We start from the raw sequence: 12,246 nt of genomic DNA on the forward strand, positions 1-12,246 counted from the left end.
TGCGGGGGGATGCGGGGGAACTCGGGCCGGCGGCTCAGACCCAGCCGGCCCGCCGGGATATCCGGATGGCGTCTATCCGGTTGCGGGCGCCGGTCTTCCGCGTCACGGCGGCCATGTAGTTGCGTACGGTTCCGCTGGCGAGGTGCAGGGCGCGGGCTATCTCCGCGACCGAGTCGCCCTCGGCGGCCCGGGCCAGGACGCTCAGCTCGCGCGGGCTGAGCGGCATGGGGTCGGCCTCCATGAAGGCGGACGCGAGCGTGGCGTCGATGAAGCGTTCCCCCGCGGCGACCTTTCCGACGGCCCGGACCAGCCGGGCGGGCGAACCGTCCTTGTCGACGTAGCCGAGTGCCCGCGTCCTGAAGGCGCGGCTCAGCGTGCCGGGCGTGTCGGCCCGGGCGAGTACCAGCAGGGGGGCGGACGAGTGGGGCAGCAGGCGGCCGGCGTCCGTGTCGGTGTCGGCGAGGAGGGCCGCCGACACCTCCGGACAGTCGATGTCCACGACCGCCACGTCGGGTCGTAAGAACTCCGCCTGGCGCGCGGCGGCGCGCCAGCCGGAGGAGGTGACGTCGAAGTCGCCTTCGGATCTCAGCAGTGCGGCCAGGGCGGACCTCACCAGGCACACGCTGTGCAGCACCAGGACCTTGGTCATCGGGGGTTCCCCTCACGTGACGAGCGATCAGCATCAAGCGGCTGCCCAGCTACCACCGTGCGGGAACGTCACGGCGGGAGGCGTACGGGGGCGCGTGGCCGAAGCCGGGCGCTCCTCCAGTCCCACCCCCGGGCGACCGGTGGCCGTCCCACCTCGGCGGGCGTCCGGGAAGCGCCGTGCGAGGCCTCGGAACGCCAACATCCGGATGGGCTGATTCCGCGCGCATTCGGCGGGATCCGAACACCGGGCGAGGGAGGTGGAGCGCCGTGGAGCGCCCCGGGACGGCGCCAACCGGGGTGCCGTGATCGGGAGTCGGGTTTCGGACGACGCTCAGCGGCCACACGGGCAAAGGAGCGACGGACCACGAGGAGAGGAAGCACACCCATGACGACGATGGCCCTACTGATCGTGCCCATGGTGTTGGCCCTGCTGCTCGTCCACCGCAAGGGCGGACACCGTGCCCGCCACCGGGCGAGCCGGTTCTGAGCCGCGTGCCGACCCGTCCGGGCCGGCACCACCCACGAGCGGAAGCGAGGTGAGTGCGGTGTCCATGCGTGCGAAGGGGTGGGCCAAGTCCTTCCCGGTGCACAGAGGGGTGCGCGAGGCCCGCCGGTGGACGGGCGAACACCTGGACTCCCTGCAATGGACGGCCGACGCCCCGGACACGGCCCACTCCGTCCTGCTGACGGTGTCGGAACTCGTCACCAACGCGCACGTGCACGCCCACAGCAGCGCCCGGCTGGTGCTGACCTGGGACGGACGCTGCCTGCACGTCAGCGTCGCCGACAGCGACCCGAGCCTGCCCGCCCCGCGCGACGCCTCACGGGACGCGACCTCCGGGCGGGGGCTCGCCATCATCGACGCCCTCGCCGACACGTGGAACGCCCATTCCTTCCACGGCGGCAAGACCATCACCGCCTGCTTCCACCCAGACCTGACGCCCGCCCCGCACGCCGGGGCGGGCCGGTCGGAGCCGCACGCCGGCGGGTCCCCCGCGGCCTGACGTCCGCTCCCCGCCCGGCGGCGCGAGTTCCGCACGCGCGGGTCATCCCCTCGCCCCGTCCCCGGATCCGGGCCGGGGGGACGTCCCGAGGGCCGGCTCCGGTTCGGCCGTCGAGATCTCGGGCTCCAGCCCCTCGCCGACCCCGGTCCGGCGGCGTCCGGCATCGGCCCGCCACGCCTCGAAGACGAGCGTCGTGGCGGTGACCACCACGAGCCCGAGCAGCCAGCCCCCCACGACGTCACTGACCCAGTGCACGCCGAGCGCGACCCGGGTGTAGCCGACCCCGAGCACGCTCGTCACGGCCAGCGCCCACGGCAGGAACCGCCAGGCGGGCGGCACCAACGGGAGCAGGACGAGGAGCAGGACCGCGCAGGAGACCATGGCCGTCATGGCGTGCCCGGAGGGGAAGGAGAAGCCGGGCGCGTGGGAGACGGGGTCGGGCAGGTGCGGGCGCGCCCGTTCCACGACGTTCTTGGTGAGGAACCCGATGAGGGCGCCGGCCGTGGCGGTGACGGCGGCCCAGGCCGCGAGGCGCCACGCGCGGCGCCGCAGCAGCCATATCACCAGGAGGGCCACCAGCAGCCGCATCGTCACCGGGTCCCACAGCACGCCCGTGAGGAACTCCAGCACGCGCACCCGGTCCGGGTCCTCCAGGGCGGCCCGGTGGAGCCGTTCGGCCGTGTCACGGTCGAGGCGGTACAGCGGCGGCCACCGGGATTCGACGAGCACCAGGGCGAGGACGAACGGCACGCTCACCGCGGCCGTGGCCGCCACCGTCAGCACGAGCCTCGTCCCGAAGGCCGCGTCGGGACCGGAACGTCCCGTCAGGAACGCGCGGATCGCGTGGCGTCGGGAACGGGGGCGGGGTCCGGGACGGGGCGGGTGCTGTGCCATGGGTACGCGACTTTCGGTCGGGGGCGTTCGGACGGGAACGGTCGTGGCGGGGCGTTCGGGCGGGGCGTACGGGCGTCGGGGCCCGCGGGGTCAGACTCCGGGGTCCTGCGCGACGGGCCGGAGCACACCGGCCCGTACGGCTTCGAGTTGGGCGGAGAAGGCGAGGCCCAGGAACAGGGCCAGGGAGGTCAGGTAGGACCACAGCAGCAGCGACACGAGCGCGCTGAGGGGCCCGTACACGCTGGTGAAGGTGCTGCTGGCGCCGACGTACAGGCTCAGCGCCCAGGTCGCCGTGATCCACAGCACGAGGTAGACGACGGCGCCGAAGGCGAGCCAGGTGTAGCCCGGCTGGTCGCGCCGGGGTGCGAGTCGGAAGATCGCGCTGGTGGCCAGCACGGCCAGCAGGACGCCGATCGGCCAGCGCAGGACGTCCCAGGCGCGGATGGTGGTCGGTCCGAGGTGGTAGACCTCGGCGAAGGCGTGGGTGAGGTCGGCGCCGAGGACGGTGAGGACGAAGCTGAGGCCGAGGGGAAGACCCGCGAGGACCGCCATGACGACACCGCGGGCGTACTTGCGCAGGAACGGCCGGTCGCGCTCGTTGCCGTATATGCGGTTGGCGCCGCGCTCGACCTGGCACAGGCTCGTGGTGACGTTGACGAGGGAGAAGAGCAGCCCCAGCCAGAGCGCGGCCTGGCCGCCGTCCCCGGCGTGGCGGCGGCTCTCGCGCAGGGCCTCGTCGACCACCTCCCGGCTGGGGCCGCTGGTGATCCGTCCGATGGTGAGCTCGGCCACCCGGCCGATGTCCTCGGTGTGCAGGACGCTGGACAGCCCGATGGCTGCGATGGCCAGCGGCACGATGGACAGGACGGTCTGGAGGGCGAGGGCCCGGGAGTGGCTGAAGCCGTCCGCGTAGCGGAAGCGCACGAAGGAGTCGCGGGCCAGGCTCCAACCCCCGTAGCGGCGCAGTGCGGCCCAGGCCTCGTCCCCGGACAGCTCCTCGCCCACCACGTCGCGTCTCTGCGGTACCCGGGTCGCGGTTCCCATCGGCTTCCTGACTGTTCGTGGTCCCGGCGCGGGGAGCGGCGGGGCGGAGAGGGGCGGGGCGGAGAGGGGCGGGGTTCAGTGGACGGCTGGGCGGGGGCGGGCGTGCTCGTCGTCGTCGGCACCGCTTTGCGCGGGCGCGGGTGCGGGTGCGGGTGCGGGCGCGGGCGCGGCATGCGCGTCGGGCGCGGCGTGCGCCGCGCGTTCGCGCGCGGTCGTGCCAGGGGCCCCGGGAAGGCGGATCCACAGGGCGCCCGGCTCCACCTCGGCGAGCAGGCGGGTGCCTTCCGTCATGGTGTCGCCGTCGACCTCGCGGGGCTGCGCCCCGGCGAAGCGGAGCTCGATCCGCCGGGCGCTGAAGTACTCCAGGGATCCGCCGGCCACGCTCCGACCGCCGGTCGACGCCGGGGCGGACCCGTCCTGCTCGGGGGCGCCGCCGCGGACGACCCGGGAGGCCAGGTGGCCGGCCGCGGCGAGCCAGCCCGCGGCGCCCCGGGGGTCGAAGAGCACGACCTCCAGCCGTCCGCTGTCCGGCCGTGCCCGGGGCAGGAGTTCGAGGCCGCCCTGGAGGGCGCCGACGTTGCCGATGACGACCATCCGCGCCCGGCGGCGCCGGACGCGGCCCCCGTCCAGCCGTACGGAGAGCCGCATGCCGGGGTCTCCCAGGTGGCGGGCGCCGGACAGGACGTAGGCCGCCCATCCCAGGCGGGCCTTGAGGGCGGGCGAGGTGTCGCGGACGGTGGCGGCGTCGAAGCCGGCGCCCGTCATCACCGTGAACCGCGTCGACGTGAGGCCGTCGCCGCTCACCCGTCCCACGTCGATCGGGAAGTCGCCGCCGGCGAGGGCCCCTTCGAGGGCGTCCCGCGGGTCCAGGGGGAGGTCCAGGTTGCGGGCGAGGAGGTTGCCCGTCCCGCAGGGCACCAGCGCCAGCGGGATGCCGGTGCCGGCCACGACGTCGGCGCAGGCACGGACCGTGCCGTCCCCGCCGCAGACGACGACCAGGTCCACACCGGGTACCGCGCACTCCTCGGACAGGGTCCCGCAGGCCTGTTCGACGGAGGTGGACGTCCAGCGTTGCTCGGTGTAGCCGTGGCGGTGGAGGTCGGCCCGCACCTGCTCGGCCAGCTCGTCACCGCAGCCGTGGGGGTGGCGGACCACGACCGCTGTCCGTCCCGGACCGCCCGCGGCGGACGCGCCACGACGGTCGACGCCCCGGGCGGCGGGAACGGAATGGCCGGTGGGACCAGTGGGGCCGACGGGGTCAACGGGACCGTCGGCGGGCGATCCGGGGATCGCCGGGAGGACCGTGTCCGCGCCGTCCCGCGACCCGGACACGGTCCCCCCGGCGTCGCGGGTGCGGCCGGCAAGGAACACCGCGCCCACGACGAGCAGCGTGGCGACTCCGTTGAGCAGGCCGCCCGCCACGTCGGACGGGTGGTGCATGCCCCGGTACATCCGGGACGCCCCGACCGCCGGCGGGACGAGCACCAGGACCGCCGCCGCGACGTACCGCCAGGGTCCGCGGACCCTGGTCCACACCAGCACCGCGAGGCCGCCGAACAGGGCGACGGAGGCCCCGACGTGGCCGGACGGGAAGCTCGACGTGGGCGGCGCACCGTCCAGGCGGGGTACGTCGGGGCGGGGGCGTTCCACGCACATCGTCACGGCCAGGAAGACCGCCGACTGCACGGCGACCGAGGCGCCCAGGAAGACCGCGTCGGCCCATCGCGGGGTGCCGGGCAGCACCAGCAGGGCGACGACGCAGAGCAGCGTCACGCCGACGATCCCCTCCGTCGAGGCGATGATCGACAGCCACTCGGTGACGGAGTCCGCCCAGGGGGTCCGGTGCGCGGCGAACGCGTCCGTGACGCGGTCCTCCGTCGACAGCAGCCGCCGGCCCACCGGCGCCCCGGTCACGAACAGGCCCAGCGCAACCATCACGGCGAACTGGGCCGGTACGAACCACAGGAGCCGTGTGCGTCTCGCGGCGGTGCCGCTTTCCGTCGTCATGGCAGCCTTGTTGCCCGTGACGGCCCGTTGATGCGCCCGGGGCGGCGCCGACGTGGGCGGATCCCGCGGGTCGTTCACGACCGGACCGCCCCCGCCGTGACCGCCGTCACAGCGCCCCGGTGTCACGTCCGTCGCCGCTCCGCTGTCCCTCTTGCGGACCACCCGACGAAGCGAACAACGAACGAAGGGATCACCGGGATGAATGCCGTCATCGTGTGCGTCTCCGTGTCACACGGCAATACGCGCCGCGTCGCGGACACCATGGCCGGGGTATTGGGTGCGAGGGTCGTCACCCCCGAAGAGGTCGACGTACGGGAGTTGGCCGCCGCCGACCTCGTGGGATTCGGCTCGGGCGTCTTCCGCGGCAGGCTCCACCCCCACCTGACCGACCTCGTCACGACGCTGCCCTCCGGGCGCGGCCGGGCGTTCGTGTTCGCCACCAGCGGGCTCCCCGAGCTGCCCCCGGCACCCTTCACCCGCCCCCTGGTCCGGCGCCTCGAAGCCAAGGGCTTCCGGGTCGAGGGGAGCTTCTCCTGCCGTGCGTTCGACACGTGGGCCCCGTTCAAGCTCCTCGGCGGCATCAACAAGCAGCGGCCGAACGTCGGGGACCTGTCCGCCGCGCGGGCGTTCGCCGAGCGGCTGCGGGACGGGAGGGGACCGGCGTCCTGACCCCGCCGGGCGAGCGCACCCGGGGCCCGACATGCGTGCCGGGTCCCCCACCTCAGCCTTCCGGACGCGTTCCGGACACCGGATCGGGGGCCTCGGCGCCGCCGCCGGCGCGGATCAGGGCCAGGGCCTCCTCGTGGAGGGCCGCCAGGCCGGCCTCCGGAAGCGGGACGGGGCTGCCGGTGAGGGTGTACCACTCCCACGCCCCCGTGTACTGGACGGTCAGCGCGGCACGGCCGGCGCCGTCGTCCTCGGTGGCGAGGGTCAGCTCGCCCGTGATGACACCGACCTCGTCGGTCATCGCCCCGCCGGGGCCGGCCTTGACGAAGCCGACCAGGCGCACGCCCGCGTCCGGCTGGGTCCAGGGGGTGGTGGCGGGCCGCGTGGGATTCTGCTGCTGTTGTCCGGTCATGACGTACCGCATGCCCAGTTTCGGCGGCGCGAGCCCTCCGCCGCCCCGGGGGTGTTGTTCCGGGACGTCGGTGACGCTCGTACGGATCAGGACGTCGCAGCGCCGTCGAGGTGGCGTTCCAGCCACGTCGCCGCGGCGCGGCGGTAGGTGCGGCGGTTGTCCGCCCGCAGGAAGTCGTGCCCCTCGTTGCGGAGCACCAGCAGTTCCGCCGGCAGCCCGCGTTCCCGAGCGGCCCGTACGAACTGCTCGGATTCGGTCAGGGGGACGTTGGTGTCGTGCTCGCCGTGGACCGCCAGCACGGGAACCCGCAGCTCGTGGACCCGGCTCATCGGGGAGAGGTCGTGCAGCAGTTCCCGGTCGTGTTCGGGATGGCCGTACTTGGCGGCCGCGGACCGGGCGATCCACGGTTCCGTGCCGGCGAAGAACGTGGCGAAGTCCGACATCCCGCAGACGGCGACCCCGGTGCGGAACAGGGCGGGGTGCCGGACGAGCGAGGCCATGGTGAGGTAGCCGCCGTACGAGCGGCCCATGACGCCCAGCCGCAGCGGGTCGGCGTACCCGAGCGAGACGACGTGCGCGGCGCAGTCGGCGACGTCGTCGATCGCCGCGAACCGGCCGGTGCCGAGGTCCGCGTCGACGAAGGAGCGTCCCCAGCCGGACGAGCCGCGGACGTCGGGGGCGAAGACGTCGAGGCCGCGGCCGAGCAGCTCGTGGTAGAGCGGGTTGAACACCGGCCGTTCCTGTTCCTCCGGCCCGCCGTGGAGGTGGATCACGCACGGGCCCGGCCGGCCCGGATCCCGGTCCGGGCAGCGGTAGTACCAGCCTCCCAGCATCAGTCCGTCCCGGGCCCGGCAGCGCAGGGGCACCGGGCGGACCGGGGGCCGGCCGGGCGGGGCCGCGTCCTCGTCGCGCGCCGACCAGGGGGTGCGCAGGGGCGTGGTGCCGCCCTCCAGTTGCCATACGCCGGGGCGTCGTCCGGAACCCGAGAGGGCCGCGAACACCGTTCCGCGGCCGACCGCGGTCAGGCGGGTCACCACTTCGTGGGGCAGGTCCGGGCGCAGCAGGTGCGGGCCGATGTCGCTCCGTTCGCCGGGGGCGTCCGCGGTGGGCAGGCCGATGCCCTCGAGTTCGCCGGCGCCCTGGACGTTCCATACGAGGAGGGCCCACCGGCCGTGGTCGGGGAGGGCCAGCAGGTCGACGGCGGATTCCTCGCGCCCGGCCGCGACGGTGACGTCCCGGGCCGCGCCGTCCTCGTCCACGCGGACCTCCAGGAGGGCGGCGTGTTCCCGTTCCGCGTCGCTGCGCAGCCACAGGGTGCGCGCGTCGGGCGAGAACCGGCCGATCCACGGGTCCCCGTCGGCGACCCGCAGCGCGAAGGTGGTGCGGCCGGACGACGTGTCCAGGACGAGGGCCTCGCGGTGGCCGCGCGGGCCTCGGCGCAGCAGCGCGAACCGGCCGTCCGCGCTCATGTCGCACACGCGCAGGGAGGCGGCTCCCGCCTCGCCGAACAGCAGGACCGGGGCGTTCGTACCGTCGGGGTCGATGAGGTAGGCGGCAAGTGCGCCGCCGTCGGACGAGCGGGCGAGGGTGACGGCGAGGGCGGAGCCGTCGCGGGTCCAGCACCCGAGGTGAGCGGAGCCGCCCGGCTCCGCCCCGGCCAGGACGCGGCGGCCGGTCCCGTCGGGGCGCACCACCAGCACCCGGGTGTGCTCGCCGCCGCCGGGGGCGCGGGTGTACGCGATCCACCGTCCGTCGGGGGACCACGACACCTCGGTCACCGGGTCGGGGTCGGCGTCGAGGACGTGCGCCTCGGCGCTGTGGGCGGGCCCGCTCCACAGTTGCGGGACTCCGGCCCGGTCGCAGATGAACGCCACGTTGTCGCCGGTGGGGTCGGCCGACGGGTACCAGCAGCCGTGGGCGGTGAGCAGCGTCGGCGGATCGGTGTGGTGGGCGTCCGGCACCCGCACGGGCGCGGGCGCCGGTACGGCGACGGCCGGTTCCGGAACCGCCGGAACCGCCCGTACGGGTGCTTCCGATACCGGGACCTCCGGCGCGTCGGGGTGGGTCTCGGGTTGCGCGCGCTCCAAGGGCATGGCCGCCTCTCCAGGGGTTCCGTTCGTGACGGGCCGTCGGGGATCAATGGACGCCGTGCACCTGGAGCCAGAGCTCCAGCGAGGCCACCTGCCACAGCGTGTTGGCGCCGCGCTTGGCCCGGTGCCGGTCGGGTTCCGCCAGCAGCCGTGCGACGTGCCGCTGGTCGAAGATCCCGCGCCGGCGTGCCTCCGGCGCCGTGAGGGCGTCGCGCACGCGGGCCAGCACCGGTTCGGCCATGTGCCGGACCCCGGGGACCGGGAAGTACCCCTTGGGGCGGTCCACGACCTCCGGGGGCAGGATCTCGCGGCCGATGTCCTTGAGCACGGCCTTGCCGCCCCGTGCCAGTTTCAGCTCGGGCGGGCACGCGGCGGCGAGCTCGACGAGCTCGTGGTCCAGGAACGGCACCCGGGCCTCCAGGCCCCACGCCATCGTCATGTTGTCGACCCGCTTGACCGGGTCGTCGGGCATGAGGGCGTGGACGTCCATCCGCAGGGCCGCGTCGAGGGAGGTCTCGGCGCCGGGCGCGGCCATGTGGGCGCGGACGAAGTCCGTGGAGACGTCGCGGGCCGCGGCGGTTCCCGCGTGCAGCATGGCGGTGAGGTCGCCGTGCGTCCGGTCGAAGTACGCGTCGGCGTACGCGGCGGGCGCGTCCTCCCGGGCCGCCGAGGCGATCGGCGGGTACCAGTGGTAGCCGGCGAACACCTCGTCCGCCCCCTGGCCGCAGAGCACCACCTTGACGTCCTTGGCGACCTGCTCGGACAACATGTGGAAGGCCACCGCGTCATGGCTGACCATGGGCTCGCTCATGGCGCCGATGGCACCCTCCAGCGCGGCGGGGAGCCGATCGGAGGGGATCATGAACTGGTGGTGGTCGGTGGAGAAGGTGCGGGCGACGAGGTCCGAGTAGTGGAATTCGTCGCCGTCCTCGCCGTTCTCGGACTCGAAGCCCATCGCGAACGTCGGGAGCCCTTCCTGTCCCTCCTCGGCGAGCAGGGCCACGATCAGGCTGGAGTCCAGGCCTCCCGACAGCAGCACGCCGACGGGGACGTCCGCGACCGTGCGCCGCCGGACCGCGGTGCGCAGCGCCTCGTGCACGGCCTCCCGCCAGAGCGCGGGGTCAGCGCCGAGTGCGGAGTGCCGGGTGTAGGAGGGCTGCCAGTAGCAGTGGTCCTGCTGGGTGCCGTCCGGCTCGATGACGCGGACGGTGGCCGGCGGGACCTTGCGCACGCCGGCCAGGACCGTGCGGGGCGCGGGCACCGTGCCGTGCCAGCTCATGTACTGGTGGAGCGCCACCGGGTCGATGGACGTGTCCACGCCGCCGCCCGCCAGCAGGGCCGGCAGCGTGGAGGCGAAGCGGAGCCGGGCGGCGTCTTGGGTGACGTACAGCGGCTTGATGCCGAGGCGGTCCCGTCCCAGCACGACGCGGCCCGTGTGGTGCTCGACGACCGCGAAGGCGAACATGCCGACGAGGTGGTCGACGCACTCCCGGCCCCACTCCGCGTACGCCTTGACGAAGACCTCGGTGTCGGAGTCGGAGAAGAAGCGGTGTCCGACGCCTTCGAGCCGACGGCGCACCTCGCGGTGGTTGTAGACGCAGCCGTTGAACACCGCGGTGAGACCCAGGCGGGCGTCCGTCATGGGCTGGGCACCGCGCTCCGACAGATCGATGATCTTCAGCCGCCGGTGCCCCAGGGCGACCGCCCCCTGTGACCAGGCTCCTCGGCCGTCGGGTCCGCGCGGCTCCATCACGTCGGTCATGCGTTCGATTGCCGCGAGGTCGGGGCGACCGCCGTCGAAACGCACCTCACCGCTCAGGCCGCACACGGGGTGCCCCCCGATCGGTCGTCGCGCGTCGGCCGTCGTTCGACGGCCCTCACCTCGGAGGGCGCCATCCGGTCCATCATTCCTCTTCGCTCCCGTGCCCTTCGATCCGTGCCGTGTGCGGCCCGGCCGAACGGGCGATCGACTCCCGGGGCGCCTGCCCGCCCACCCGCTCCTTAAGCCCACCCCCGGTCCGGCCCCACCCGGCGACGGCACCACCATTTGTGCCCCCGTCCGCCGCCGGATCCACGCCGCCCCGGGCGCACCACCCGACCGGCCCACCGCACGGCGCCTACAGTGGGAAGCCCCGTAGTCACCTGCCGCGGCCCGCCGCGGGACCGTCGGCGCGCGACGTCGCCGGCGCGAGGAACCGGAGTGCAGTCATGGGCGACAGTGCGGTCGCGGCGTCCGGCGGTCACGCGGACGCGCTCTTCGGCCTGGAGGAGCTGCGGTCCGGGCCCGTACGCACCCCGCCCGACGGTGGCGCCGCGCGCACCGCGTACGGGCCGCTCCACCGCGACTCCCCGGCCGCCCGCCGGCTGCTGTCCGTCCGGGAGATCCACGCGGAGCCCGCCGCCGCGGCGTCGCCCCGCGGCCGGGAGATCCTGGCCCGCTATCCCGACGCCCGGATCATCGACGTGGACTCGCACTGGCGGATCCCGGAACTCCACGGCAACGAGGGCAACCTCGAACGCTGGGTCCGCGTCAAGAGCGAGGTCCTGGTCCTGGGCGAGAAGAAGACCCTCGCCACGCGGCCGAACGGCAGATCGGCCGACTGGATCGCCCCCGGGTCGTCGAACGGTTGCGCGATGGCCTGCGCCTACTGCTACGTACCGCGGCGCAAGGGCTACGCCAACCCGATCACCGTCTTCACCAACATCGAGCGGATCATCGCCCACCTCGACCGGCACATCACGCGCCAAGGGCCCAAGCGGGAGCCCAACCAGTGCGACCCGAGCGCCTGGGTCTACGACATCGGCGAGAACGGCGACTGCTCGGTGGACGCCCTCATCAGCGAGAACGTCGCGGACCTGGTGCGCTTCTTCGCCCACCGGCCCACGGCCAAGGCCTCGTTCGCCACGAAGTTCGTCAATCCCGACCTGCTGCTCCTCGACCCGCGCGGGCGCACCCGGGTGCGCTTCTCCGTGATGCCGCCGCGGGACTCCCGACTGCTCGACATCCGCACGAGCCCCGTGGAGGCGCGGATCGCGGCCGCCGAGGATTTCCTGGAGGCCGGGTACGAGGTCCACTTCAACCTGTCGCCCGTCGTCGTCCGGCCGGGGTGGGAGGCGGACTGGAGCCTGCTCCTGCGGCACATGGACGACGTCCTGCCGCGGGCCGTCAAGCAGCAGGCCGCGGCCGAGGTGATCATGCTGACGCACAACCGGGACCTGCACGAACTGAACCTGGCCTGGCACCCTCGGGCGGAGGACGCCTTGTGGCGGCCCGACATCCAGCAGGCCAAGCGCTCCGAGAACGGCAGTTGGAACGTCCGCTACCGCAACGACACCAAGGCCGACGCCGTCGACACCGTCCGCCGTCTGGTGGCCGCCCACGCCCCTTGGCTACGGATCCGTTACGCCTTCTGACGCCTGCCGGACGCGCCCGCACCCGCGGTCAGGCGTCGAGCGCCGCCAGGCCGTCCCGTCAGGTGGA

At 74.2% G+C, this 12,246-nt stretch carries 10 protein-coding genes; 3 read left to right on the top strand and 7 right to left on the bottom strand.

Annotation, left to right across the window (positions count from 1 at the left end):
* Window positions 1-34: 34 nt before the first annotated feature.
* Entirely contained in the window at window positions 35-649 is a 615-nt protein-coding gene (locus tag NOD94_RS06655; RefSeq protein ID WP_281204783.1) for a response regulator transcription factor, read from the bottom strand.
* A 550-nt stretch (window positions 650-1,199) separates the two neighbouring features.
* Here NOD94_RS06655 and NOD94_RS06660 point away from each other — a divergent pair.
* Window positions 1,200-1,652 carry an ATP-binding protein gene (locus tag NOD94_RS06660; RefSeq protein WP_281204825.1) on the top strand — a complete coding sequence of 151 codons (453 nt, stop codon included), beginning with the start codon at window positions 1,200-1,202 and terminating at the stop codon, window positions 1,650-1,652.
* Window positions 1,653-1,694: 42 nt separating this feature from the next.
* Here the strand turns inward: NOD94_RS06660 and NOD94_RS06665 are convergent, their stop codons facing one another.
* From NOD94_RS06665 to NOD94_RS06675, 3 genes are all read right to left on the bottom strand, one after another.
* Entirely contained in the window at window positions 1,695-2,546 is an 852-nt protein-coding gene (locus tag NOD94_RS06665) for a phosphatase PAP2 family protein (RefSeq protein ID WP_281204784.1), read from the bottom strand.
* A 90-nt stretch (window positions 2,547-2,636) separates the two neighbouring features.
* Window positions 2,637-3,590, bottom strand: coding sequence for a YihY/virulence factor BrkB family protein (locus NOD94_RS06670; protein ID WP_281204785.1), 954 nt, complete (start codon window positions 3,588-3,590; stop codon window positions 2,637-2,639).
* 75 nt (window positions 3,591-3,665) lie between these two features.
* Window positions 3,666-5,597, bottom strand: a complete 1,932-nt coding sequence (locus tag NOD94_RS06675; protein WP_281204786.1) for a diacylglycerol kinase family protein — start codon at window positions 5,595-5,597, stop codon at window positions 3,666-3,668.
* 198 nt (window positions 5,598-5,795) lie between these two features.
* Between NOD94_RS06675 and NOD94_RS06680 the strand changes: the two genes are divergently transcribed.
* Window positions 5,796-6,266 carry a flavodoxin family protein gene (locus tag NOD94_RS06680; protein ID WP_281204787.1) on the top strand — a complete coding sequence of 157 codons (471 nt, stop codon included), beginning with the start codon at window positions 5,796-5,798 and terminating at the stop codon, window positions 6,264-6,266.
* 52 nt (window positions 6,267-6,318) lie between these two features.
* Here the strand turns inward: NOD94_RS06680 and NOD94_RS06685 are convergent, their stop codons facing one another.
* The 3 genes from NOD94_RS06685 to NOD94_RS06695 all read right to left on the bottom strand — a co-directional run bounded on the left by NOD94_RS06685 (window position 6,319) and on the right by NOD94_RS06695 (window position 10,593).
* Window positions 6,319-6,675, bottom strand: coding sequence for a hypothetical protein (locus NOD94_RS06685; RefSeq protein WP_348652319.1), 357 nt, complete (start codon window positions 6,673-6,675; stop codon window positions 6,319-6,321).
* 86 nt (window positions 6,676-6,761) lie between these two features.
* Window positions 6,762-8,768: a prolyl oligopeptidase family serine peptidase gene (locus tag NOD94_RS06690; protein ID WP_281204788.1), complete on the bottom strand. Its 2,007-nt coding sequence runs from the start codon at window positions 8,766-8,768 to the stop codon at window positions 6,762-6,764.
* 43 nt (window positions 8,769-8,811) lie between these two features.
* A complete protein-coding gene (locus NOD94_RS06695) occupies window positions 8,812-10,593 on the bottom strand; it encodes an N-acetylglutaminylglutamine amidotransferase (RefSeq protein ID WP_281204789.1) in 1,782 nt (593 codons plus the stop codon).
* A gap of 380 nt (window positions 10,594-10,973) precedes the next feature.
* Here NOD94_RS06695 and NOD94_RS06700 point away from each other — a divergent pair, with 380 nt between their 5' ends.
* The gene (locus NOD94_RS06700; protein ID WP_281204790.1) at window positions 10,974-12,179 is read left to right on the top strand and encodes a spore photoproduct lyase family protein; all 1,206 of its coding nucleotides are present in this window, start codon (window positions 10,974-10,976) and stop codon (window positions 12,177-12,179) included.
* The last annotated feature ends 67 nt before the right edge of the window (window positions 12,180-12,246 follow it).

The organism is Streptomyces sp. Isolate_45 (assembly GCF_024721315.2).
GTDB lineage: Bacteria > Actinomycetota > Actinomycetes > Streptomycetales > Streptomycetaceae > Streptomyces.

What these genes read in the sequence shown, in the direction of transcription:
- NOD94_RS06680 (WP_281204787.1), top strand. Translation starts at nt 5,796, where the DNA reads ATGAATGCCGTCATCGTGTGCGTCTCCGTGTCACACGGCAATACGCGC.
- NOD94_RS06655 (WP_281204783.1), bottom strand. Translation starts at nt 649, where the DNA reads ATGACCAAGGTCCTGGTGCTGCACAGCGTGTGCCTGGTGAGGTCCGCC.
- NOD94_RS06690 (WP_281204788.1), bottom strand. Translation starts at nt 8,768, where the DNA reads ATGCCCTTGGAGCGCGCGCAACCCGAGACCCACCCCGACGCGCCGGAG.
- NOD94_RS06665 (WP_281204784.1), bottom strand. Translation starts at nt 2,546, where the DNA reads ATGGCACAGCACCCGCCCCGTCCCGGACCCCGCCCCCGTTCCCGACGC.
- NOD94_RS06685 (WP_348652319.1), bottom strand. Translation starts at nt 6,675, where the DNA reads ATGACCGGACAACAGCAGCAGAATCCCACGCGGCCCGCCACCACCCCC.
- NOD94_RS06675 (WP_281204786.1), bottom strand. Translation starts at nt 5,597, where the DNA reads ATGACGACGGAAAGCGGCACCGCCGCGAGACGCACACGGCTCCTGTGG.
- NOD94_RS06660 (WP_281204825.1), top strand. Translation starts at nt 1,200, where the DNA reads ATGCGTGCGAAGGGGTGGGCCAAGTCCTTCCCGGTGCACAGAGGGGTG.
- NOD94_RS06700 (WP_281204790.1), top strand. Translation starts at nt 10,974, where the DNA reads ATGGGCGACAGTGCGGTCGCGGCGTCCGGCGGTCACGCGGACGCGCTC.
- NOD94_RS06670 (WP_281204785.1), bottom strand. Translation starts at nt 3,590, where the DNA reads ATGGGAACCGCGACCCGGGTACCGCAGAGACGCGACGTGGTGGGCGAG.